Annotated in this window: 20 protein-coding genes; 10 read left to right on the forward strand and 10 right to left on the reverse strand. The window is 75.8% G+C overall.

What is annotated here, in order from left to right; genetic code table 11:
- Window positions 1-122 precede the first annotated feature (122 nt).
- Entirely contained in the window at window positions 123-671 is a 549-nt protein-coding gene (locus HUT16_RS34490; protein ID WP_176191932.1) for a hypothetical protein, read from the reverse strand.
- A gap of 414 nt (window positions 672-1,085) precedes the next feature.
- Here HUT16_RS34490 and HUT16_RS34495 point away from each other — a divergent pair, with 414 nt between their 5' ends.
- From HUT16_RS34495 to HUT16_RS34520, 6 genes are all read left to right on the forward strand, one after another.
- Window positions 1,086-3,503 (forward strand): helix-turn-helix domain-containing protein, encoded by a 2,418-nt coding sequence (locus HUT16_RS34495; RefSeq protein ID WP_254898134.1) that lies wholly within the window; start codon window positions 1,086-1,088, stop codon window positions 3,501-3,503.
- A gap of 35 nt (window positions 3,504-3,538) precedes the next feature.
- Window positions 3,539-4,081 (forward strand): helix-turn-helix transcriptional regulator, encoded by a 543-nt coding sequence (locus tag HUT16_RS34500; RefSeq protein WP_176191933.1) that lies wholly within the window; start codon window positions 3,539-3,541, stop codon window positions 4,079-4,081.
- A gap of 106 nt (window positions 4,082-4,187) precedes the next feature.
- Window positions 4,188-5,099 (forward strand): 2-hydroxyacid dehydrogenase, encoded by a 912-nt coding sequence (locus HUT16_RS34505; protein WP_176191934.1) that lies wholly within the window; start codon window positions 4,188-4,190, stop codon window positions 5,097-5,099.
- Between the two features lie 379 nt (window positions 5,100-5,478).
- Window positions 5,479-7,485, forward strand: coding sequence for an ABC transporter ATP-binding protein (locus HUT16_RS34510; protein ID WP_176191935.1), 2,007 nt, complete (start codon window positions 5,479-5,481; stop codon window positions 7,483-7,485).
- Window positions 7,486-7,632: 147 nt separating this feature from the next.
- Entirely contained in the window at window positions 7,633-8,187 is a 555-nt protein-coding gene (locus tag HUT16_RS34515) for a hypothetical protein (RefSeq protein ID WP_176191936.1), read from the forward strand.
- 194 nt (window positions 8,188-8,381) lie between these two features.
- Window positions 8,382-10,100 carry a GAF domain-containing protein gene (locus HUT16_RS34520; protein ID WP_176191937.1) on the forward strand — a complete coding sequence of 573 codons (1,719 nt, stop codon included), beginning with the start codon at window positions 8,382-8,384 and terminating at the stop codon, window positions 10,098-10,100.
- Between the two features lie 120 nt (window positions 10,101-10,220).
- On the opposite strand, the gene HUT16_RS34525 is transcribed toward HUT16_RS34520, so the two are convergent.
- The 3 genes from HUT16_RS34525 to HUT16_RS34535 form a co-directional block, all read right to left on the reverse strand.
- On the reverse strand, window positions 10,221-11,198 hold the full coding sequence (locus tag HUT16_RS34525; RefSeq protein WP_176193021.1) for a hypothetical protein: 978 nt from the start codon (window positions 11,196-11,198) through the stop codon (window positions 10,221-10,223).
- Window positions 11,195-11,557, reverse strand: a complete 363-nt coding sequence (locus HUT16_RS34530) for a hypothetical protein (RefSeq protein WP_176191938.1) — start codon at window positions 11,555-11,557, stop codon at window positions 11,195-11,197. The genes HUT16_RS34525 and HUT16_RS34530 overlap by 4 nt, the downstream gene beginning before the upstream one ends.
- Window positions 11,558-11,670: 113 nt before the next feature.
- A complete protein-coding gene (locus HUT16_RS34535; protein ID WP_176191939.1) occupies window positions 11,671-12,363 on the reverse strand; it encodes a response regulator transcription factor in 693 nt (230 codons plus the stop codon).
- 272 nt (window positions 12,364-12,635) lie between these two features.
- Between HUT16_RS34535 and HUT16_RS34540 the strand changes: the two genes are divergently transcribed.
- Window positions 12,636-13,526: a universal stress protein gene (locus HUT16_RS34540; RefSeq protein ID WP_176191940.1), complete on the forward strand. Its 891-nt coding sequence runs from the start codon at window positions 12,636-12,638 to the stop codon at window positions 13,524-13,526.
- Between the two features lie 287 nt (window positions 13,527-13,813).
- The gene (gene glsA, locus HUT16_RS34545) at window positions 13,814-14,836 is read left to right on the forward strand and encodes a glutaminase A (RefSeq protein ID WP_254898417.1); all 1,023 of its coding nucleotides are present in this window, start codon (window positions 13,814-13,816) and stop codon (window positions 14,834-14,836) included.
- Window positions 14,837-15,004: 168 nt separating this feature from the next.
- On the opposite strand, the gene snpA is transcribed toward glsA, so the two are convergent.
- Window positions 15,005-15,646, reverse strand: a complete 642-nt coding sequence (gene snpA / locus HUT16_RS34550; RefSeq protein WP_176191942.1) for a snapalysin — start codon at window positions 15,644-15,646, stop codon at window positions 15,005-15,007.
- A gap of 239 nt (window positions 15,647-15,885) precedes the next feature.
- Here snpA and HUT16_RS34555 point away from each other — a divergent pair, with 239 nt between their 5' ends.
- Entirely contained in the window at window positions 15,886-16,869 is a 984-nt protein-coding gene (locus HUT16_RS34555; protein WP_176191943.1) for a LysR family transcriptional regulator, read from the forward strand.
- A gap of 507 nt (window positions 16,870-17,376) precedes the next feature.
- On the opposite strand, the gene HUT16_RS34560 is transcribed toward HUT16_RS34555, so the two are convergent.
- A complete protein-coding gene (locus HUT16_RS34560; protein ID WP_176184186.1) occupies window positions 17,377-17,568 on the reverse strand; it encodes a hypothetical protein in 192 nt (63 codons plus the stop codon).
- Between the two features lie 221 nt (window positions 17,569-17,789).
- Here HUT16_RS34560 and HUT16_RS34565 point away from each other — a divergent pair, with 221 nt between their 5' ends.
- On the forward strand, window positions 17,790-18,653 hold the full coding sequence (locus HUT16_RS34565) for a universal stress protein (RefSeq protein ID WP_176191944.1): 864 nt from the start codon (window positions 17,790-17,792) through the stop codon (window positions 18,651-18,653).
- A 33-nt stretch (window positions 18,654-18,686) separates the two neighbouring features.
- Here the strand turns inward: HUT16_RS34565 and HUT16_RS34570 are convergent, their stop codons facing one another.
- The 4 genes from HUT16_RS34570 to HUT16_RS34585 all read right to left on the reverse strand — a co-directional run bounded on the left by HUT16_RS34570 (window position 18,687) and on the right by HUT16_RS34585 (window position 22,406).
- Window positions 18,687-19,370, reverse strand: coding sequence for a pyridoxamine 5'-phosphate oxidase family protein (locus HUT16_RS34570; protein WP_176191945.1), 684 nt, complete (start codon window positions 19,368-19,370; stop codon window positions 18,687-18,689).
- 18 nt (window positions 19,371-19,388) lie between these two features.
- On the reverse strand, window positions 19,389-20,432 hold the full coding sequence (locus HUT16_RS34575) for a zinc-dependent alcohol dehydrogenase family protein (RefSeq protein ID WP_176191946.1): 1,044 nt from the start codon (window positions 20,430-20,432) through the stop codon (window positions 19,389-19,391).
- A 412-nt stretch (window positions 20,433-20,844) separates the two neighbouring features.
- The gene (locus HUT16_RS34580) at window positions 20,845-21,282 is read right to left on the reverse strand and encodes a DoxX family protein (protein ID WP_176191947.1); all 438 of its coding nucleotides are present in this window, start codon (window positions 21,280-21,282) and stop codon (window positions 20,845-20,847) included.
- 194 nt (window positions 21,283-21,476) lie between these two features.
- Entirely contained in the window at window positions 21,477-22,406 is a 930-nt protein-coding gene (locus tag HUT16_RS34585) for a DUF389 domain-containing protein (RefSeq protein WP_176191948.1), read from the reverse strand.
- Between the last annotated feature and the right edge of the window lie 571 nt (window positions 22,407-22,977).

The raw sequence follows: 22,977 nt of genomic DNA on the forward strand, positions 1-22,977 counted from the left end.
GCTCGGGGCCAGGGGGTATCGGGGCAGCACCAGGAGGTGATCAGGGCGAGATCAGTACCGCGTCGGGTGAGGACGGGGGCGCGGGGGCGGGGCCGGGGTGGAGCCGGGCGGAGCGTGGGGCGTCACAACCCGGGGGTGGCCTCGTCGAAGAGGAGGCAGCGGGCCCGGTCGTCCAGGTCGAGGGTGCGCCCGGAGATCACCTGGCGGCCCTGTTCGTCCACCTCCCGCGCAGTGTGGTGGATGCCCTTCGCCCGGCTCAGGTCGGGGACGCGGGCGGTGCGTTCCGGGTAGCCGCTGCCCGGGAGGAAGATCAGGTACTCCCAGTCACGGGCCGGATTGTGCACCGTGGAGCAGGCGTTCGGGGAGAGCCGGATGGTGGCGAAGTCCTTGTCGTTGGCCACCGCCGAGCGCCCGAACCCGAGCGCCCCGGCGCGGGTCAGGTCCAGCCGCGGGGTGGTGGCGCCGCGCTTCTCCTGTTGGAACACCCAGATCCGGCCCGTCTCCTGGTCGTTGTAGTTCTCGTGCTCGTAGAGGCAGAACGCGTCGTCCGGGCAGGCCGCGACGCCGCGTCCGAACGCCAGGTGGGTGCTGGAGCGCTGGGCGGTGGCCGCGCTCGCGGGGCTTGCGGCGGCGGCCAGGAGCAGGAGCCCGACCGATGCGCAAGTGATCATCTTTTCCATGCCCCACCCAACGAGACCCGGGCGGGCCGGGTACGCGAAGGCCCGCCTTTCATGACGGACGGTCACTCGGGCGGCCGCTTTTCGCACGCAGCGTGACGAGTTGGTGTTGAAGCGTCAGGTCGGAGCGGCGGATTTCACCTGATGAACAGACGAGCGAGCGGTTCGGGCGGTGCGGGGGCGGACCGGTCGTTGCCGCAGGCCGGTCGGTCAACTGCGCGGCTCCACCGGCTCGGGGGCGGGCTTGCTTGTGCCGCTGCTCGGGGCGTGTCTATGTTGGGCGGGAGTTCGACGGTTCGGCAGGATGCAAGAAGAGGTGCAGCGGCACGATGTGTGGCCCCCGCCCGGCAGCGCGGCACGGGAACGGAGCCGGTCCGACCGGCGCCCCGCGGGTGAAGGAGGCGTGAGGTGACCGGCACCCCGGACGCCATCGGCGCCCTCCTCGGATCCGGCCCCCGGCGGGCCGTCCCGCTGCCCGAACCGGCCGAACGCGAACGCCTGCGGGTGCGGTACGGGCTCGGCAAGGCCGAGACCGCGCAGGCCCTCGGCGTCAGCACCGGCACGCTCACCGCCTGGGAGCAGGGCCGCCGCGACCCGCAGGGCGAGGGCCGGGCCGCGTACGCGCGCCTGCTGGAGGGCATCGCCGCGCAGCTCGGACCGGAGGAGCAGCCTTCCGCCGGGCCGGAATTCGCACCAGAAGCACAGGAACAGGCACAGGCACAGGCACCAGCAGAAGTAGAAGCAGCATCGGCGGCGGTGGAGGCCGTGGCGCCGCCGCAGCAGGCGGTGATGCTCGATCAGCATCCGGACGGTTCGCTGGTGATGGCCGATGCCGCGCCGTGCGTGCAGTGCGGGCAGCCGTCGGTGTACCGCGCGCAGGGTCGGCCGATGCACCTGGGCGGCTTCTGCCGTCCGCCGATGCCCACGGCCGCCGCCGCACCGGCGCCCGTAGCCGCGCCCGTGCTCGCGCCCGCGCCCGTGCTCGCGCCCGCGCCCGTGCTCGCGCCCGCGCCCGCGGTGACCCCGGTCCCGGCCCCGGCCGTGGCGCAGGCTCTGGTGTCCGGCCGGCCGTCGGCGTCCGCCCGTAGGGCCGGGCCCGCCGGTGGGAGGGCGCGCGGGCCTGCCGAGGCGGAGGACTGGGAGCAGGCCGCCGCCGCGCGCTTCCCGGCCGGGCCGCTGGCCGTGGTGGAGGTGGCGGCGGACGGGCTCGGGCTGGTCGCGTACGGCGCGGACGGTGTGGAGCTGCCCGGGGAGCGTCCGGCCGGGCGGGGCCTGGCGGGGCTGCTGGAGTGGGCGCTGGCGGTGCGGCTCGGTTCGCCCCGGCTGCACCGGTACGGCAAGGACGGCGACCCGCTGGTGGTGCTGACCGACACCGCCGCCGCCGAACTCGGCCTGCCGCCCGCCGGGCGCGACGAGAAGACCCAGTACGTCGCCCGGCTCGGCCGACTGCCCGACACCCACAAGCAGGTCAAGGCACTGGCCAGGGACGGCTGGCAGCTCACCCGGCGCGGCTTCGGCCCCTGGGCCCGGATCTACCGCGAACCCGAGGCCGGTCGTCGGCAGTGCGTGCAGCTGTGCGTGCTGCCGTGGGGCGCGCTGGACGGCGGCGGCTGGAAGGTCCCGGACGGGCTCGCCGCGCCCGAACTCGCCCGCCTGCTCGGCACGTACGCCCGCCGGGTGCACACCCCGCGCGGCTCCACCGCCGTCTCCGGGCTGGAACTCGTCACCGCGCTGCGCCCGCCGACCAGGCCGGTGCGCACCGGCAGCGGCTGGACGTCCGGCCCGGTGGAGGGCTCCCGGGCCCGGGCGTTCGACGCCGCGCCGCCCGAGGTGCCCGACGAGCACCCGCTGGCCGCCGAACGCGAGGACGACGCCGTCCTGGTCACCGAGGCCTGGGACTGGCACCGCCCGCTCACCGCACGGGAGGAGGCCGCGCCGTTCGCCGTCGGGCTCGACGTCAACATGGCCTTCCTCGCCGCCGCCGGGCGGCTCAACGTCCCGCTCTCCGAGCCCGTCCACGAACTGGACCCGGTCTTCGACAAGAAGACGCCGGGCAGTTGGCGGGCCGACCTCAGCGGCCTCGTCCTCGACCCGCTGCTGCCCAACCCGTTCACCGCGGACGGCAGCGCCCCCACCGGCCCGGCCTGGTACAGCACCGCCAAACTCGCGTACGCCGTCGAGCTCGGCGCCGAGGTCCGCCCCAGCGAGGGCTGGCTGCGCCACGAGTCGGGTCCCTACCTCGACCCGTGGCACAAGCGGCTGCGACAGGCGTACGTCGACACCATGGCCGCGCTCGGCGTCCCGCTCGACCTCGCCGACCGGGACCCGGCGGCCTTCCTGGCGGCGATGGCCGCGCTAGGTGAGGGCGACCCGGCCGAACTGGCCGTGCTCGGGGCGGTCAAACAGACCGCCAAGGGCACCATCGGCAAGTTCCGCGAACGTCCGCGCGGCCTCGGCTACCGCCCCGGCCAGCGCTGGGCCGCCCTCGACCGCCCCACCTGGGACCCGCTGGTGCGCGCCCTGGTGATCGACACCGCCACCGTCAACCTGCACCGCAAACTCGCCCGGCTGCACGCCGAACTCGGCACCCCGCCGCTCGCCGTGCTCTCCGATTGCGCGGTCTTCGCCGCCCCCGGCCCCTCCGCGCCGGACGTGCTGCGCCGTCCCGACGGCGGCCTGAGCACCGCGCTGCGGCTCGGCGTCTCACCCGGGCACGTCAAGTTCGAGGGCAGCCGGCCGATCGCCGAGATCCGCGAGCTGCTCGCCGACGGCGCCAACCCGGCCCGCCACATCAAGACCGGCGGCCTGGTCTCCGCCGACGAGTGAACCGTCCCAGCGCAGCAGCGAGGAAGTGACGCCCCGTGGGGGAGATCGACGAAGGACTCGAACGGGTCGCGCGGACCAGGCCGATCCCGCGCACCGTGCCCGCCCGGGTCCGGTACCTGGTCAAGCGCGCCAAGGGCTCCACCCGGGCGGTCGCCGCCGAACTCGGCGTCTCCCAGCGCACCGTGCAGCGCTGGCTCAAGGGCACCATCGCCCCCAAGCCGGACGCCGCCCGCCGGATCGAGGACCGGGTGCGCGCCACCTGGCAGCCCGGCGTGCGCCGCCGGGTCCGCCGCCGCGCCGAGGAGCAGGGCTTCATGCTGCACATCCAGGCCAGGTTCGGGTACAGCGCGGCGGGCGGCTCCACCGACGACCCGCGCGAGCGGCTGATCACCCAACACCTGCCCGGCGACGTCGCCCGCGAGCTCTACGCGGCCCGCGACGCCGGGGCCGGCGAGGGCGAGCAGCAGCGCATCCTGGCCGCCGCCCTCCAGGAGCACTACTTCAAGGACCGGGGCCGCCGCGCCGAGGGCCTGACCGCCGAGATCAACGACCTCGGCTGGCTGGAGCTGGAAGTCTGACCCGCCGCCACCGCCACTACCGCTGCCGCCACCGCCACTACCGTCGCCGCCACCGTGGCGACGGCCCGACCGGCGGGGCGGTTGGCGGGGTGGCTAAGGTCGGGGGATGAGCGCTCGCTACCTCCTCCCGTACGCCCCCGACGCGATCGGCGGCCTGCCCGTCGGCCTCGACGCCCTCGTCTGGGACGGGGACGGGCCGGTGCCGCCGGACGAGGCGCTGCGGGAGGTGGAGTTCTTCTGCCTGCCCTACCTGCGGCACGCCGTCGCGCTCCCGCTGATCGAACGCCTGCCGTCGCTGAAGGTGGTCCAGACCCTCACGGCCGGGATGGACGACGTGCTGCCGCACGTGCCGGACGGCGTCGTCGCCCACAACGCGCGCGGACTGCACGACGCCAGCACCGCCGAGCTGGCGGTGACGCTGATCCTCGCCTCGCTGCGCGGCATCCCGCGCTTCACCCGGCTCCAGGACCAGGGCCGGTGGAACCTGGAGTTCCACGATTCCCTCGCCGACCGGACGGTGCTCATCCTCGGGTACGGCTCGATCGGCCGCGCGCTCGCCGCCCGCCTGGAGCCCTTCGAGTGCGAGATCGTCAAGGTCGCCCGCCGGGCCCGCCCCGAGGAGGGGGTGCACGGCACGGCGGAGCTGGCGGAGCTGCTCCCGGACGCGGACGTCGTCGTGCTGCTGACCCCGCTCACCCCGGAGAGCCGGCACCTGGTCGACGCCGGGTTCCTGTCCCGGATGAAGGACGGCGCGCTGCTGGTCAACGTCGCCCGGGGGCCCGTGGTCGACACCGAGGCGCTGCTCGCGGAACTCTCCGCGCAGCGGCTGCGGGCCGCGCTCGACGTCACCGACCCGGAACCGCTGCCCGCCGACCACCCGCTCTGGCACGCCCCCGGCGTCCTGATCACCCCGCACGTCGGCGGCCCCAGCAGCGCCTTCCTGCCGCGGGCCAAGCGCCTGCTGCGCGAGCAGATCCTGCGGTTCGAGAACGGTGAGGTGACCGCCCCCGGGCACTGACCCGGACACCCGGAGGGTCAGGGCGGCCCGGACGGCCCGGACGGCCCGGACGGTCGGGACGGGCGCCGTACGCCAGCCGACACGCCGTTGCTGTCCCCCCGGCGGGCGAATCCCGGCCGAGGCGCCGCCCGTGGTGCCGCGCCGACACTAGGGTGGGCGGATGAGTTCCCAACTGGCCCTGGGGGAAGGGGGGTTGAACCCTGTCCGGATCGCGGCTCCTGGCGGGAGCGACCGACCCCCGCGGCCGTGGACGCCGTGCGCACCGGCGGGCCCGCCCGCGTGGTCCGCTGACCGTCGCCCCGCCCCGCCCCGCCCCGACTCCCGATCGGATTCCCTCCCCGTTCCGTGTCCGCGTCCGTGACGATCACCGGAGCCCTGGTTGACCGACCACACCGCCCCCGCCACCGCTGCCCTGCCCGGCCCCCGTACCCCCGACCTGCCGCCCCCGCCGGAGCAGGTGCGGGCGGCGCCCGCCGACGGCGACCTCGGCGGGCAGATCACCCAGGGCTACTGGGAGACCTTCGAGGGCGAGGCGTCCCGGACCGGGCTGGTGACGATCGTGCGCCGCCTGCCGGCCATCGTCGTACAGGTGTGGGGCACCGCGTGGCGCGCGGACGCGCGGGCGGCCGTCCTGGTGGCCGTGCTGCAACTGGTCTCCGCCGCGATGGCGTCGGCCGGGCTGATCGCCAGCCTGGGCGTGCTGCAGAAGGTGTTCGCGGGCGGTGCGACCGGGCAGCGCATCCGCGCGGCGCTGCCCGCCCTGGCCGTGGTCGCGGTGCTGCTGATGTTCCGCGGCCTGGTCGACGCCGGCATCTCGCACTGGCAGGCCCGGCTCGGCCCCCGGGTGCGCCAGCAACTGGAGGCCGACTTCCTCGCCCTGACCAGCCGGGTCGAACTCGCCGCCGTCGACGACCCGACCTGGGCCGACGAGGTCCGCCGCGCCAACGACCGAGGCCTGTACTACGCCAAGGCCTCGATCGACAAGACCATCGAGCTGGCCAGCGCCGTCCTGGCGCTGCTCGGCGCGGCGGGCGTCCTCGGCGTCCTGCACCCGGTGCTGCTGGTGCTGCTGCTGGCCGCCGTGCTCCCCAAGGGCGCCGCCTCCGTCCGCTCGATCCGGGCCGGCTACCTCTCGGCCGTGCGGCAGAGCACCCTGCGCCGCCGGATGCTCCAGTTCTCCTGGGTCCTCTACGAGCGCGACACCGCCGCCGAACTGCGGGCCTCCAACGCCCAGCAGGCCCTGCTGGACGAGCACCGCGTGCTGTCCGCCCGGATCACCGACGAGGAGGTCGCCCTCGGCGAGCACCAGAGCCGCGCCGCCCTGGTCGGCCGCGTTCTCGGCGGCCTCGGCATGTTCGCCACCTACGCCGCCCTCGCCTGGATGCTCGGCGCGGGCTGGATGCCGCTGGCCACCGGCGGCGCCGCCTACCTCGCCATCCAGGCCAGCCAGAGCGCCCTGCTGCGCCTGGTGATCGCCGGTCACCAGGTGTTCGAGAACGCCCTGTGGGTGGAGGACCTGCGCCGGTTCGAGGAGAGCTGCCGGGCCCGGCTGCCGCGCACCGGCGCGCCCGCGCCCGGCGCCGTGCGGGAGATCGCCGTTCGGGACGTGCGCTTCACCTACCCGCAGGGCAAGCAGGCCCTGCACGGGGTCAGCCTGACGCTGGAGGCCGGGAAGAAGTACGCGTTCGTCGGCGCGAACGGCTCCGGGAAGTCCACGCTGTCGCGGATCCTGGCGGGGCTGTACGAGGCGAGCGGGGGCACCGTGCGCTGGGACGGCACGGACGTGCGGGAGTACGACGCGGCGAGCCTGACCGGACGGGTCGCCCTCGTCCTCCAGGACCCCGGGCACTGGCCGCTGTCCGCGCTCGCCAACGTCGTGATCGGCTCCGGCAGCATCACCACCGCCGACCCGGACCGGGTGGTGCGCGCCGTGCGGGCCACCGGCGCGGACCGGGTGATCGCCGGGCTCGACCGGCAGTGGGAGACCGTGCTGAGCCCGCAGTTCGAGGGCGGCGCGGAACTCTCCGACGGCAACTGGTCCAAGATCGTCTGCGCCCGCGGGCTGTACCAGCAGGCCCCGGTGCTGGTGATGGACGAGCCCACCGCCAGCATGGACCCGCTCGCCGAGGACCGGCTGTTCCGCGCGGTCCTCGACGAGTACGCCGGCCCCGACACGATCACCGTGCTGGTCTCCCACCGCCTCGGCCCCGCCGTCGCCTGCGACCGGGTGTTCGTGTTCGACCAGGGCCGGATCGTGGAGGCCGGCAGCCACTCCGAGCTGATCGGCCGGGGCGGCGTCTACGCCGAGATGTTCGAGACGCAGGCCGCCGCCTACCGCGCCGGTTCGCCCCCTCCGGCGGCCGACGGGCACGAACCGGCGCGGTAGGCGGCGGGCACGTCCGGTGCGGTGATCCGTACGGGTGGTCCGGGCCGGTCGTCCGGCGGGAGGGGCCGTTCGGACCACGCGCCGACGCCCCCGCGGCCGGGATGCTGGAGACGGGACACCCGGCCGACCGGTGAGGAGGCGGACGTCATGCGCGCGCACCCGCGGCAACGGAGGAACCCGCTCAGGCGGGGCAGTGACCGCGTCCAGTGGTGGCTGGCCCGGATTCTGCTGGCGCTCGCGGTCGCCGGCCTGCCGGTGGCGCTCGCCGTCGGCCTGACCGTCCAGCACGACCGGGCCGGGGCCGCCCGGGACCAGGCCGCCGCCCGCCACCCCGTGACGGCGCGGCTCACCGATGACGTGGCGGGCGGACTCGACACCACGACCGTGCCGGCCGTGGTCGAGTGGAGCGCGGACGGGGCCGTCCACCGGGCCACCGTCCCGGTGGACACCGGCCAGGGCGCCGGTGCCCCGGTGCGGATCTGGCTGGACGCCCGGGGCGCGGTCGTCCACGCGCCCGCCACCGCCGGCCAGGCCGACGCGGCGGCCTGGACCGCCGCCCTGGTCACCGCCACGGCCCTGCCGCTGTCCGCCGCGCTCGCCTGGAAGGGCGCGCTGTGCGTCCTCGACCGCCGCCGCTACGCCCGCTGGGACGCCGAGTGGCGGCAGGTCGAGCCCCGGTGGACCCGCCGCCAGCCCAGCTGACCGGGCCGGCCGACCGGGCCCCGGCGGACGACCGCACCTACCGTGTTCACCGCCTCCCCGAACACCCTCCCCGAGCACGTTTCCCGAGCACCGGGGACCAGACCTCGTCCCGGCTGCGGCGACCCCATCGGACGGCGGCGCCCGGGCTGCGCGCCTAGGCTGGAAGACGCCGTCACCCAGCCCGGAGGATCGCGGTGGGCAGCGTAGAAGAGAGCCCGACCCCGTTGCCGCAGCTCAAGCTGGACGAGCTGTTGGACGAGCTGCAGAGCCGGCTGGACGCCGCGCGCGGCACCCGCGACCGGGTGCACAGCCTGCTGGAGGCCGTCCTGGCGGTCGGCCGCGACCTGGAGCTGACCCAGGTGCTGCGGCACATCGTCGAGGCCGCGGTGACCCTGGTCGACGCCGAGTACGGGGCGCTCGGCGTGGTCGGCGACGACCGGCGGCTGTCGCAGTTCGTCCCGGTCGGCCTCACCGAGGAGCAGGCCCGGCGGATCGGCCCGCTGCCGTCGGGCCACGGCATCCTCGGCGAGCTGATCACCCACCCCGAACCGCTGCGGCTGGCCCGGATCTCCGACCACCCCGCCTCCTACGGCTTCCCGCCGCACCACCCGCCGATGAACAGCTTCCTCGGCGTGCCGATCCGGATTCGCGGCAAGGTGTTCGGCAACCTCTACCTGACCGAGAAGCGCGGCGCCGACGCGTTCGACGCCGAGGACGAGTCGGTGCTGGAGACGCTCGCCGTCGCGGCCGGCGTGGCCATCGAGAACGCCCGGCTGTACGCCCGGGCCCGGCTGCGCGAGCAGTGGCTCGCCGCCGGGGCCGCCGTGACCAACAGCCTGCTGTCCGGCAGCGCCGAGCAGGAGGTGCTGGACCTGCTGGTGGCCCGCGCCACCGAGATCGCCCGGGCCGACCTGGCGGTGGTCGCCCTGCCGCTGCCCGGCAGCGGCGAACTGGAGGTGCGGATCGCCGTCGGCCTGGGAGAGCGCGAGCACCGCGGGCTGGTGCTCCCGCTGGAGGGCACCTTCATGGGCGCGGCCGCCCGCGCCGGTGCCCCGGTCATCAGCGCCGACGTCCACCGCGACCCGCGGATCACCGCCGGACCGCCCCGCTGGGAGGGCCTGGGCCCGGCGGTCGCGGTACCCATCGGCACCGCCGGGCTGGGCGTGCGCGGCGTGCTGATGCTGGCCAGGGCGGCCGGGTCGCCGCTCTTCGAACCGGAGGAGTCGACCCCGCTGACGGGCTTCGCCGGACAGGCCGCCGTCGCCATGGAGCTCGCCGAGCGCCGCCGGGACTCCGAACGGGTCGCCCTGCTCCAGGAACGCGACCGGATCGCCCGCGACCTGCACGACCTGGCCATCCAGCGGCTGTTCGCGGTCGGCATGACCCTGCAGGGCGCCACCCGCTTCATCGACCACCCGCAGGCCCGAGACCGGGTGCTGCGGGCCATCGACGAGCTCGACGAGACCGCCAAGACCATCCGCGCCACCATCTTCGGCCTGCGGGCGCGCGAGGCCGGACCCGCCGCCCACGGCCTGCGCGCCGCCGTGGTGGCGGCCGTCGAACGGGCCACCGCCCTGCTGGGGTTCGCCCCCGCGCTGCGGATGGCCGGCCTGCTCGACGTGGGCGTGCCCGCGGAACTCGCCGACGAGGCCGCCGCCGTCCTCCAGGAGGCGCTGTCCAACGCGGCCAGGCACGCCCGGGCCGGGACCGTCGAGGTGGTGGTCGAGACGGACGAGGAGCACCTGACGGTCACGGTCTCCGACGACGGCGTGGGCCTGCCCGAGGGCGGTCGGCGCAGCGGGCTGGCGAACCTGGCCGAGCGGGCCGCCGCGCTCGGCGGCGAGTTCCGGGCCCGGACCCGGCCGGGCGGCGGCACCGAACTGGTCTGGAAGGTCCCGCTGCCGGACGACTGAGCGCCGACGGCCCGCTGAGCACCGGAGGGCCCGCTGGACGCCGGGGCAGCAGGGGCAGCAGGGGCAGCCGGGGCAGGGCATTGAGGGAGGGACGGGGGACGCCGGGCGGCGCGTGGCGGGTCAGCCGTCGAGCACCTCGGCGGCGGGCAGGCGCGGCGTCGGTGCGCCCTCCGGGCCGTAGCCGAGCCGGATCAGCATCTGGGCGAACGCGGGCCCGTGCCGGGCGTCCCTGGCCTCCCAACGCAGGAACCGCCACTCCATCGCCTGGTGCAGCAGCGAGGCCCGCACGCCGTGCACCGTCGCCGCCAGCAGCACGTGCTCCAGGGCCAGGCCGGCCCGCAGCCAGTCCTCCGGCCGGTCGCCGCGGGTCAGCAGGACGGTGATCCGCGGGTGCGCCTCGAACCGCACCGGCGGGAGGTGCCGCTCGGGCGCGAGCGCGCCGAAGTCCCGCATCGGCAGGCGGCCGTCCGCGTCCTGCGGTCCCAGCGCGGCGGACGGGATGCCGTACGGTTTCCCGTTCCGCTCCCCGCTCCAGCGGCGGCTCTCGGCCCGCTGGGCGGGATCGACGGTGTTGCGGCGCTCGGCCTCGGCGGTCAGCCGCAGCAGGCGCGCGGTCTCCGCCTCGTCGGGCAGCAGCAGTTCCGCCTCCTCCGCCCGGGCCGCGTCCGCCAGGTCGGCGAGCACCCGCTCGGGCACCGGCGGTCCGGTGAACGGCGAGCGGATCGAGTGCCGCCGCCAGATCGCGCCGTACAGCGCGTCGACGGCGGGCAGCCGGGAGCCGGCGCCCTCGTCGAGCCGGACGCCGGCCAGCAGCCCGGGCTCGGCCGGGTCGGGCAGCAGCCGCACCTCGGGCGCCCAGCCGAGGTGGCGGGCGGCGGTGCGCAGGTTGAGCACGGCGGCGCCCACCGAGACGTGCAGCGCCCGGCCCTGCGGGTCGGTGGCCGGCAGGGCGCGCTCGGGGGCCGCCCGGACCTCCAGCACGGAGGTCTCCGGCACCAGGCGGAAGCGCCACGGCTGGGTGTTGTGGAGGGACGGCGCCGCGACCGCGGCCGAGACCAGCGTCTCCAGGGCCCGCGCGTCCAGCACCGGGGCGGTCACGGCGTCCACCCCGTTCCGCCCGTTCCGCCCGTTCTGCCTGTTCCGTCGGTCCGGTCGGTCCCGTTCTGGTCCGGGCGGGCCGCGTCGCGCAGTGTCCGCAGGCGCAGCCGGTACTCGTCGGGGTCGATCTCGCCGCGGGCCAGGCGCTCGGCGAGCAACTGCTCGGGACCGGGCCGCTGTTCGGGCCCGGGACGGTGCTCGGGCGCGCGCCATTCGGGCGGGTGCCGGTCCGCGGACCGTCCCGCGCAGCGGAACAGCACCACGGCCGCGGCGACCAGCAGGCCCAGGAGCAGCAGGGTGGCGAACAGCATCAGCCCGGCGCCCCAGCCGCTCATACCGTGGTCGTTCCAGTACCTCATCACGGCCTCCCGGGCCGGTGGGCGCCGGTCCGGCGCCCCTCACCCTCCACGGTGCGCCGGGGGAGCGGCGCCGGGCTTGGGCCGAGTGGCCCCCTCCGGCCGTCCGGTCGGGTTCAGTGCGGCCGGGCCGCGCGGTGCTCGTCCTCGGCGTGCGCGGCCAGCACCGCCGCCTGGAGCCGGCGTTCCACGCCGAGCTTGCCGAGCATCCGGGAGATGTGGTTCTTGACGGTCTTCTCCGAGAGGTACAGCTCGTGCCCGATCTCGCGGTTGGTCTTCCCCTCGCCGATCAGCGCGAGGATCTCCCGCTCGCGCGGGGTCAGCCGGGCCAGCGCCGCCTCCGCGTCGTTCTCCTCGTGCCCGCGCAGGCTCTCCATCAGCTTGCGGGTGGTGGCCGGGTCGAGCATCGACTGCCCGGCGGCCACCGTGCGCACCGCGGTGACCAGGTCGGCGCCCTTGACCTGCTTGAGCACGTACCCGGCGGCCCCGGCCATGATCGCGTCCAGCAGGGCGTCGTCATCGTCGAAGGAGGTCAGCATCAGGCAGGCCAGCTCCGGCAGGCGGTCCCGCAGCTCCCGGCAGACCGTCACGCCGTCGCCGTCCGGCAGCCGCACGTCCAGCAGCGCGACCCGGGGGCGCAGGGCGGGGACGCGGGCCAGGGCCTGCGCGCAGCTGTCCGCCTCGCCGACCACCTCGATGCCGGGCTCCGCCTCCAGCAGGTCCTTCACCCCGCGCCGGACCACCTCGTGGTCGTCGAGCAGGAACACCGTCACGGGCGGTCCGGCCTCGCCGGACTCGGTCTCGGCCATGCGGACTCCCGGGGGACGTCGGATCCGGTCCCCTCCGATTCTGCCCGCCACCCGGCCGTCCGGCACGGCACCGGAACGGCGGCGGTGCGCACCCCGGACCCCGCTCCGACGTCCGGGCCGACGCCCGGGCCGCCGCCCGAGCCGGCGCCGGTGGGGCCCGGTGTCCCGTCCCGCCGGGGCCGGTCGGCCCTCGCCCGTTGCGGCGCGCACCCCTACCGTGGGAGGTGATCCGGCCGTCACCGGACAACGGCCGCCGCAGCGGTGGAGGCGCCATGACCCCGCTCACCGGACCCCGCCCGATCGTGCTGGGCGTCGACGCCCGCCAGGTCAGCCCCGTGGTGGTCGGCTGGGCCGCGGACGAGGCCGAACGGCGCGGACTGCCGCTGCGCCTGGTGCACGCCGTCCCCGACGAGCCCCGGGACCGGCGCGGCGACGGCGCCGGGTACCTGCAGTCCCTGCGCGCGGCCGGGGCGGCCGCGCTGGAGAAGGCCGAGGGCATGGTGGGCGAACGCCACCCCGGGCTGCACCCGCAGTCGGCCCTGCGCGACGGCAGCCCCGCCCCGCTGCTGTGCGCGGAGTCCGCCGGGGCCGCGCTGGTGGTGCTCGGCACCCGGCGGCTGGGCCGGCTGGCGGAGGTGCTGAGCCGCTACTCGGTGACCGTGCCGGTCAGCGCCCAGGCGCACTGCCCGGTGGCCGTCGTGCGCGAGCCCGAACACACCACCGTGCAGCCGCCCTACGTGGTGGCCGGTGTCGACGGCTCCCCGGCCTGCGGGCCCGCGGTGCGCTTCGCCGCCGACCTGGCCGCCCGCCGGGGCGCCGCCCTGCGCGCCGTGTGGGTCCGGCGCACCCCCGTGCGGCCGTTCGAGCCGCTGGAGGACGAGGCCGAGGTCCGGCGGCGGCTGTTCGAGTCCACCGCGGGCTGCGCCGCCGACGAACCCGACCTCGACCTCACCCACGAGGTCGTCCCGGGCGACCCGGTCGAGGAACTCACCCGGATCTCCGCCCACGCGCTGGCCGTCGTGGTCGGACGCCACGGCCGGGGCGGTCTCACCGGCCTGCGGCTCGGCTCCGTTCCGCACGGCCTGATCCGCGGAGCGCCCTGCCCCGTGGCCACCGTCCCCGCCGGGCCCGGCGCCGACGAACCGCTGAACCGGGAGCGGTGAACGGGCGGGGCGCGCCGTGGTGGTCGACGAGAGCTCGTACGGCGACACCGGACAGGCGGCGGCCCCACCCACGTCCACCTGCTCCGGCCGGTGCTCCCGGTTCCGTCCGCGGTCCGACGGCGGGACGCGCGCCCGCCTCCTCCGTCCTGCGCCTCCGTCCTGCGCCTCCGTCCTGCGCCCCCGGGCGGGGGCCGGGCGGCGAGGGCAGGATGAGTCCGCGAGCCACACGAAGCACACGAGGGCCCCGGGCAGCCGGGGGCGGCAGCGGGAGGCACCGGTTGGAGAGCGTGATCCACGACTCCGGGGACATCGTCGACGCCCGGACGGCCCAGCAGGCCGTCTCCACCGGGCGGCTCCCCCCGGAGGAGGCCGTGCGGTCGACCCTGGCGCGGGTGCACCGGCGCTTCCAGGACGACCGCGGGGGACGGGTGGCCGACTACATCCCCGTGCTGGCCGAGGCCGACCCGGAGCTGTTCGGCATCGCCCTCGCCCACGTGGGCGGCAGCGTCCACGCGGTGGGCGACGCGGAGCACCTGTTCTCGATCCAGTCGGTCTCGAAGGCGTTCGTGTTCGCCCTGGTCGACCAGGAGCTCGGCCACCACACCGTCCGCCGGCGGGTCGGCGTCAACAGCACCGGCCTACCGTTCAACTCGGTGCTGGCCGTCGAGCTCAACCACGGCAGCCCGATGAACCCGATGGTCAACGCCGGGGCCCTCGCCACCACGGCGCTCGTCCCGGGCGGCTCGCCCGAGGAGTGCTGGGAGTTCGTCCGCGACGGCCTCTCCCGCTTCGCCGGCCGGGAACTCGCCCTGGACGGACGGGTGTACGCCTCGGAGGCGGCCACCAACCAGCGCAACGAGTCGATCGCCCGCCTGCTGGACAGTTACGGCGCCCTCGCCCGCGACCCGGTCGCCACCACCGACCTCTACACCCGCCAGTGCTCGTTGGCGGTCTGCGTCCGCGACCTCGCGGTGATGGGCGCGACCCTGGCCAACGGCGGCGTCAACCCGGTCACCGGCGAGCGGGTGGTCGGCGCCGGGGTCTGCCGCGACACCCTCGCCGCCCTGGCCACCGCCGGCCTGTACGAGCGCAGCGGCGACTGGCTCTACGAGGTCGGGATGCCCGGCAAGAGCGGCGTCTCCGGCGGCATCGTCACCGTCGCCCCGGGCAAGGGCTCCATCGCGGTGTTCTCCCCCCGACTGGACGCCGCGGGCAACAGCGTCCGCGGCCAGCGCGTCACCCACCACCTCTCCGGCGCCCTCGGCCTCGACCTCTTCGCCTCCACCGCGTACCAGGGCACCGCACGCTGAACACCGGCCCCGGTGCCCGGCGCCCGGTGCCCGGTGAGCGCGCCACGCCGCGCTTCCCCCGCCACCGGGGGCGGACGGCGGGGGAAGCGCGGCGCGGTGGCCGGACGGCGGCCCGGCCCGGGGGCGTTCCGAGCCGGGCGAGGGTCAGCCGTCCCGGGGACGGGCGGGTCAGCCGACGGCGGCGAGGCCGTATGCCCAGAGGCTGTTGACCCGGCTCCGCTCGGTGGTGTTCGGGTACGGGTTGGTGCACGAGGTGCCGGGCCCGCCGCCGGACATCAGCTCGCTGCACGGGCCGGAGTAGTGGTCGGGCAGGCCGAGCACGTGGCCGGTCTCGTGCGCGATGACGCGCAGCGAGCTGTACTGCCGGTTCTGCGCGTAGTCGAGGAAGATGTAGCCGCGGCCGTGGCCGTCGGTGGAGGCGTAGGAGCCGCGGGAGTCGTTGCCCTCGTAGTAGCGGAAGTCGGCGTTGGTGCCGGAGCGGAGCTGGACGTTGCTCACCGAGGAGTTCCAGATCTGCGCGCTCTGCGAGATGGTGGTCCGGAAGGACGGGGCTTGGCTGGCGTCGTAGGTGACGGCCACGGTCAGCAGGTAGGGGTTGGCGGCCTGCTTGGCCCGGGCCGACTTCATCACGGCCTCGTAGAACGCCTTGTTGCCGGCGTCCTCGGCGGAGTTGGCGGCGATGCCCGCGGACGGGGTGTAGCCCCGGGTGGTGGCGGCGGGGGCGGTGGTGGCCGCGGCGGGCACGGCGGCGGTGCCGGCCGCGAGGACCAGCCCGAGGGCGGCGGCGAGCACGGTCATGGAGCGGTTCATGTGGGGACTCCATTTCGCGGGTCCCGGAGCCGTGGGGAGGCAGTCCGGGACGCGGTGACGAGGTGTTGCACCGAGCTTGGGGCAGGGCGGGCGGGGCGCGGAGATGGCAACCGGCGATAGCCCGGTCCGATAGTCCGGTACCCGGGCGCAGCAGGCGGGTTGACGATCCGGTTTGACGGACCGTGAGCCTTTCTTGACATGCTCTTGGCAGATCGGGGGTGCCTGGTTATGCTCCCGTGATGGAGCTCGACGTCCGACACCTGCGGGTGCTGTGCGCCATCGCGGACACCGGCAGCGTCCGGAAGGCCGCCCGTCGGCTCGGCCTGGCCCAGCCCTCGCTCACCACCCAGCTGCACCGCATCGAACGGACCATCGGCGGACGGCTGTTCACCCGCGAACGCACCGGCAGCCGCCCCACCGCCCTCGGCCACTGGGTGCTCTCCCGCGCCCGGCCGGTGATCACCGAGATGGACGCCCTCGTCGCCGCCGCCCGCGCCGAGGCCGCCGGGCCCGGCCGCCGGCTGCGGATCGGCAGCGTCGGCAGCCGCGCGGTGGCCGCCTGGCTGCGCCGCGTCCACGACCGGCTCCCGGAGACCGACACCACCATCCACATCGACATCTCGGCGATCGCCCTGCTGCACCTGGTCGCCGCCGAACAGCTCGACACCGCCTTCGTCCACGAGAGCGAGGGCTTCCCGCTGCACGTTCCGGCCGGCACCGAACAGCGGGTACTGGTCGCCCGCGAACCCCAGTTCGTCGCCCTCGCCGCGACCCACCCCGCGGCCGGCCGACCGGTCGTCAGCCTCGCCGACCTCGCCCGCGACACCTGGATGGTCGACCCGACCGCCGACCACGAGTACGCCGCGCTGCGCCGGGTCTTCGCCGAGGCCGGGCTCGACCCGCGCGTCATCCAGGTCCGGGACAACGCCACCGCCGCCGAACTCGTCGCCTCCGGCGAAGCCGTCCGCCCCTGCCAGCCCACCTCGCCGCCCGGCCCCGGCACCGTCCTGCGCCCCGTCCACGGCGACCCGCTCGCCGTCCGGCTGCTGCTCACCTGGCGCCCCGACACCGTCGGCGGCCCGGCACTCGACGGCCTCTGGGCCGACCTCTGCCACGCCTACCTCGACCTGGCCGGCGCCAACCCCGCCTACCGGGCCTGGCTGCGCCGCCACAACCGCCCCCTGCACACCCTCCTCGCACCGGCCGGACCGCCGCCGCCCTGACGCCCGTTCCCGCCCGGCTCGGATTCGCCCGGCTCGGATTCGCCCGGCTCGGATTCGGCTGGCTCGGATTCGGCCGGAGGAGGCCGCGGGCGCGCGAGGAGGCTGGGCGGCTCCGGCCCGCCCGGCGGACCCAACTCGTTCGGCCGGTGGCGGACTTGACGCCGGGTGCCGACCCCGGTTCCCTCCCGCCCGGCGCACCGGAGGCCCCCGCCCATCGACGTGGGTCGGGAGGTCAACCGTCGAGGTTTTGTCGGAGCGGGTCGTCGCGGCGGTCGTCCGCGGCCACCGACAGCGAGTCCGCGACGGCGCCCCCACCTGCTACCACCAGCTCCGACCGTGCTGCGACCTCCTGCGAGAGCGTCAGGTCGCCCCGGTCGAGCGGGACGACCGCAGCCACTACGGCCCGTTAACTCCCGGACGAGGTCCGGTCCCAGGTACCAGGCGTCGTCGGCCACGGAGTGCATCGCGGTGATCGCGTAGTCGCGGCCGGGGGCGTGAGCATCGTTGTCAGGAATTCGGGGCGATCGGCGGTGTGGTGCGGACCTCGTCGTCCCAGGGGGTGACGCCCTCGCTCGGATGCTGCTCGACAGTCCCCTCGCCCTGCCGGTACCGCAGGTACAGGTACTGACCCGTGGTCGGGTCCCACTGCGACGGGTGGTCGGCGGAGCGCCGTGCCCGGCAGGAGGGCTTCTGGGGCAAGGTGGTGAGGACGAGTCGGTCGGCACCGGGCTGTGCTACGGCTGGATCTCCGGGTAGCGCCGCTCGCCCGGCCGGTTGCCCGGCCTGGGACGGTCGGCCGCCGGGGCGGGACTCCCGGGCCGGGGCGGGGGACCAACGGGCCCTGCCGGGGTGGTCGTTCGGAGCCGCAGCATGGCAGTGGGGCGGGACACCGGGTCACCGCCGGACGGGAGGGAACGGTCATGGCCCACGCCATCGTCACCGGGTTCGACGGATCGGCGCGCTCGGAGGCCGCGGTCGGCTGGGCCGCCGCCGAGGCGGCCCTGCGGGGCGTGCCGCTGCGCGTCGTCCACGCCTGGCCCTGGCTCGGCACGGCCCGGGCCGACCGGCCCGCCGCGGTCGCACCCCGCCACAGCGCCCTGCCGGAACTGGACGAGCTCGCCGAGCGGCTGCGCCAGGTCCACCCCGGGCTGGACGTGGTCACCGAGGCGGTGGCCGACGACCCCGCCGACGCGCTGCTCGCCCGCGCCACCGACCACCGGCTCGTGGTGCTGGGCTCGCGCGGCCTCGGCGGCTTCGCCGGCCTGCTGGTGGGCTCCGTCGGCCTGGCCGTCGCCGCCCGCAGCGCCGTCCCGGTGGTCCTGGTCCGCGACGGCGCGCCCGCCGCCCCCGCCGACGGCGGCCGCCGCCCCGAGGTCGTCGTCGGCGTGGCGGGCGAGTCCGCCCCGGCGGTCCTGGAGTTCGCGTTCGCCGAGGCCGAGCGACGGGGTGCCCGGGTACGGGCGGTGCACGGTTGGGAGGCGGTCCCGTTCTGGACCGCGGCGGGCTGGGTGCCGCCGCAGGAGGACGTCGAACTCCGGGGCGCCGAGCTCAGGGACGAACTGGTCAAGGCGCTCGTCCCCGTCCGCTCGGCGCACCCCGGCGTCGAAGCGGTCGCCGAGACCAGGACCGGGGGCGCCGGGCACGCGCTGGTCGCCGCCTCGGCCGACGCGGACCTGGTCGTGGTCGGCCGCCGGGCGCACCGCCTCGGCCCCCGCCTGGGCGCGGTCGCCCACGCGGCGATCCACCACTGCGCCGCCCCCGTCGCCGTCGTCCCGCACGACTGACCGCCGTCGTCCCGCCGCCCGGCCGGTGCCGGTTCAGTCCGCGTCCCCGATCGGCGTGCTGGTGATCCGGCGTCCGCTGACGTGCGTGGGCCTGATCCGGATCCAGCGGCTGCGGGGCCCGCCGGCCCAGGGCTGGACGGCGAGGTCGCGCATCAGCCGCTGGAGCGTCTCGTGGTCCTCGATCCATTCGGCGGTGCCGGTGATCAGGACGCTCCAACCGCTGCGGCGGTGGTCGTCGATCCGGTCGACCTCGAAGGACACCGCGGTGCCGGGAGCGGTGGCGGCGGCTCCGTGCTCGTGGGTGCGGTAGACGACGGTGCCGCGGTCGACGGTGTAGTTCACCGGGAAGACGGCGGGTTCCGGATCGCCGGGCAGGGCGATCCGGCCGACGCCCCGGGCGTCGACCTCCTCCCAGCACTCCTGCTCGGTGAGGCGGACCAGCGCCGGCCGGGGCGCGGGGGAGCCCTGCCCCGGCGGTCGGTCGGGGCGGCCGTCGACGAGTTCGCGGTAGGTCAGGCCGAGGGCGGCGGCGATCCGCAGGAAGCCGTTGGGATCGAAGCGGGGCCCGGCCGAGACGAGGAACTCCAGGTACGGGCGCGACATGCCGGCCGCGCGGGCCAGCGCGTCGGGGCCGAGGCCGAGCACGGCCCGGCGGTCGGCGATCCGGCGGGCGATCGCGTCCGCGGTCTTCGGATCGGTCTGTGGCTGCACGAGCACGGGGCCCACCTCCCGGGGTCAGGTCCGGAACAGGGCGACCTTGAGCGCCCCGGTGTCGGCGGCGCCGGCGAACACGTCGTACGCCTCCTGCATCTCGCCGAGGCCGAACCGGTGGGTGACCAGCCCGTCCACGTCGAGCCGCTTCGCGGCGAGCAGGTCGAGCAGCAGCGGGGTGCTGCTGGTGTCGACCAGGCCCGTGGTGATGGTGACGTCCTTGATCCACAGGTCTTCCAGGTGCAGCACGGCGGGCCTGCCGTGCACGCCGACGTTGGCCACCCGGCCGCCGGGCCGCACCACCCGGGTGCAGAGCTCGAAGGTGTCGGGGACGCCGACCGCCTCGATCGCCACGTCCACGCCGAGCCCGTCCGGGCCCAGCACGCGCACCGGGCCGTCGGCGTCGCCGCCGCCGCGCAGCACCTCGTCGGCCCCGGCCCGTTCGGCGGCCTCCAGCCGGTTCGCGGCCAGGTCGACGGCGATGATCCGGCGCGGCCCGTACAGCCGGGCGGTGATGATCGCGGCCAGGCCGATCGGCCCGGCGCCGACCACCGCGACGGTGTCGCCGGGGCCCACCCGGCCGTTGCGCACGCCGACCTCGAAGGCGGTGGGCAGGATGTCGGCGAACACCAGCGCGGTCTCGTCCGCGACGCCGTCCGGCAGCCGGTGCAGCGAGTTGTCGGCGAACGGGGTCCGCACGTACTCGGCCTGGGTGCCGTCGACCAGGTGCCCGAGGACCCACCCGCCGCCGCCCGTGCACTGCCCGTACATGCCGCGCCGGCAGTACGCGCAGCGGCCGCAGGCCGAGATGCACGACACCAGGACCCGGTCGCCGGTCGTCACGGTGCGCACCGCGCTGCCGGTCTCGACCACCGTGCCGACGGCCTCGTGGCCCAGCACCCGGCCCTCGGCGACCTCGGGGACGTCGCCCTTCAGGATGTGCAGGTCGGTGCCGCAGATCGTGACGGCGTCCACCCGGACGATCGCGTCCTCCTGGTCCCGGAGCACCGGGAACGGGACCTCGCCCCAGGTGCGGCGGCCGGGCCCGTGGTAGGTCAGTGCCAGCATCGCTCTCACATCCTCGTGTCGATCGCGGACGCCCCACCTCCAGCCTCGTCGCGGGCCGGGCGCCGGTCATGGGCCTGCCGGGGACGGGAGCGGGGCCGACCGGCCCCATCGGACGGCGGCTTCCGGGCGACGGCCCCCGTCGGGACGTCCGGGCCGAGCGGTCCGCTCCGGCCGTCCGGCGCGGCGTACGGCGGAGCCCGGAACCGCACCACAGGAGGCGGACCGTGGACCACGACCCTCCGGCCGACGGATGCCCGGCCCGTGGACCCTGCGCTGGACCGGGTTCGGGCCCACGGCCGAACCGAACGTGACGGTCGCCCTCGACCAGGACCACCAGGAACCCGTCACGCTGCGCCTGCGCGGCGGTCAGCTCGGCGGTCAGTTCAGTCCGGCGGTCAGTTCAGTCCGGCGGTCAGGCGACCGAGGGCCGTGCCACCTGCCGCGGTCGGCGCAGCAGGCCGCCCAGGGCGAGCCCGCCCGGCCCGGCGGCGGCGATCAGCAGGAACGCCCAGCAGAACATGGCGGCCGGCTCGCCCCCGTTCTGGATCGGCCACAGCGCGTGCTCCTGGTGGACGCTGAAGTACGCGTACGCCATCGACCCCGAGCACACCAGCGCCGCCGGGCGGACCGCCAGCCCGACCAGCACCAGGACGCCGCCCACCAGTTGGATCAGCGCCGCCCACCAGCCCGGCCACTCGCCGACCTGCGGCGCCTTGCCGTGGGCACCGCCCAGAACGCCGAACAGGGCGGCCGCCCCGTGGCAGGCGAACAGCAACGACACCGCGATGCGGGCCAGGCCGAGCACGGTGGGACGGGCGCGCTCGGCGAGCCGGGAGAGCTCTTCGGACATGACGACTCCTCGTGGGGGACGGAACCTCGAACGGATGCGGGGAGCTTCCGGCGACGGAGGGGGCGCCGTCCGGCTTGATGGAGCGCCGACAATTCTGACGCCGGGTCAGCCCGCCCGCCAAGCTCGGAATCCTCTGAGAATCCGCCGCGCACCCGCCGCGCACCGCGCCCCCGGCTCCTCCGGTGGCGCGCGGTTCAGCGTCCGCGGCGCGCCAGCCGCCAGGCGCCCTGCTGGACCAGCAGGGTGAGGACGCCGGCCAGCACGATCCCCGACAGGTTGAGGGCGAGTTGGCCGGCCGAGCCCCAGCCCTGGGCGTACTCGCCGTAGGCGACCGCGACGGCGGCGTTCGCGGCGGCGGGGACGGTGGTGACCGAGATCGCCACCCCGACCAGGGCGGAGGCCTTGGCCGAGGTGAGCGAGAGCAGACCCGCGACGCCCGCCAGGAAGGCGACCACGAAGGACATCGCGTCCGGCTGCCAGATGAACGAGGTGTTGGGGCGGGCCGACGCGAACTCCGCGTCGCTGAACAGACCCAGCGCGTCCATCAGCAGCGAGAAGCCCGCGGTGAGCGCCATCGCCAGGGTGAAGCCGACCGCCAGCGCCAGCAGCGAGCGCAGCGCCGGCCGGAGCCGCCGCTGGACGAGCGCGACGCACAGCCCGGCCAGCGGCCCGAACTCGGGGCCCACCGCCATCGCGCCGACGACCAGGATCGCGCTGTCCAGGACGGCGCCGCAGGCCGCCAGCATGGTCGCGACCGTCAGCAGGGCGAGGAAGACCCCGCTGAGCGTCGACTCGTCGTGGACGACCTCCGCCACCTCCTCCCACACCAGCGCGTCCACGCCCTCGCCCGGGGCGGCCTCCTCCGCCGCGTCGGCCACCGCCGAGAGGGTCAGCCCGGTCTCGTCCATGCTGATCGCCCCGCGCTCGGGCAGGCCCAACGCCTCGAACTCGCCCAGGAGTTCGTCCACCGCCTCGCGCGCCACGTCGCACAGCACCACGTCCCCGGCGGGCCGCACCGCCGCACCCGGCAGCAGCGCGACGTGGGCGACCCCCACGCAGGCGTCGAGCCGCGCCACCACCTCCTCGCGCAGGTCGGCCGGAACGATCAGGCGGAGCTGGAGCAAGGGACCCTCCGGGCGAGCGGCGCGAACTGCGCCCACCCTAGGCCACTTCCCCGAGCCGCTTCGGCGGCCCCGCTCGGGAGAATAGGGAGAGCGCTCTCCCAAAAGGATGGTCGCAGCTCGCCACGCGTTCTGTGACGGCCGTCCTCGTGAACGGAGGTCAATTCGACTCTTGAACGGAAAACCCCCTGGTCGCATCGGGGTGGCCGTCCGTCGGTCACCCCGTTTTCGGGCCGGTCGACCGTGGCTGCGGGCCTGCCGCCGCTGCGGGTGCAACTCCGCCCCGGCGCCCCGGCCGCGGGCTGTGTCGGTCTTTGGCTGAGTCAATCTTGTGTAGCGCGAGTGAGTGTCGGGTGAGCCGTATTGCGAGGAATATCCGTTTCGATGCCCGAATATCGGTCTGAGGTGCACCGATTGACGGTCAGTATTCTGAACCCTGTTCACTTCATTGACGTGGGCGCAACAGCGGCGTAATCATCTCGGCATGAGAGAGCGCTCTCTCGTTCAAGACCACCCCAGGAGAGATGCCGTGACAGGTAGCCCCCCACCTCGCACCCTCGCCGCACCGCCCCGA

It is taken from the genome of Kitasatospora sp. NA04385, from assembly GCF_013364235.1.
Lineage (GTDB): Bacteria > Actinomycetota > Actinomycetes > Streptomycetales > Streptomycetaceae > Kitasatospora.

Coding starts and splice junctions, on each gene's coding strand:
- HUT16_RS34505 (WP_176191934.1), top strand. CDS start 4,188: ATGAGCGCTCGCTACCTCCTCCCGTACGCCCCCGACGCGATCGGCGGC.
- HUT16_RS34540 (WP_176191940.1), top strand. CDS start 12,636: ATGACCCCGCTCACCGGACCCCGCCCGATCGTGCTGGGCGTCGACGCC.
- HUT16_RS34515 (WP_176191936.1), top strand. CDS start 7,633: ATGCGCGCGCACCCGCGGCAACGGAGGAACCCGCTCAGGCGGGGCAGT.
- HUT16_RS34575 (WP_176191946.1), bottom strand. CDS start 20,432: ATGCTGGCACTGACCTACCACGGGCCCGGCCGCCGCACCTGGGGCGAG.
- HUT16_RS34580 (WP_176191947.1), bottom strand. CDS start 21,282: ATGTCCGAAGAGCTCTCCCGGCTCGCCGAGCGCGCCCGTCCCACCGTG.
- HUT16_RS34490 (WP_176191932.1), bottom strand. CDS start 671: ATGATCACTTGCGCATCGGTCGGGCTCCTGCTCCTGGCCGCCGCCGCA.
- snpA (WP_176191942.1), bottom strand. CDS start 15,646: ATGAACCGCTCCATGACCGTGCTCGCCGCCGCCCTCGGGCTGGTCCTC.
- HUT16_RS34535 (WP_176191939.1), bottom strand. CDS start 12,363: ATGGCCGAGACCGAGTCCGGCGAGGCCGGACCGCCCGTGACGGTGTTC.
- HUT16_RS34530 (WP_176191938.1), bottom strand. CDS start 11,557: ATGAGGTACTGGAACGACCACGGTATGAGCGGCTGGGGCGCCGGGCTG.
- HUT16_RS34565 (WP_176191944.1), top strand. CDS start 17,790: ATGGCCCACGCCATCGTCACCGGGTTCGACGGATCGGCGCGCTCGGAG.
- HUT16_RS34555 (WP_176191943.1), top strand. CDS start 15,886: ATGGAGCTCGACGTCCGACACCTGCGGGTGCTGTGCGCCATCGCGGAC.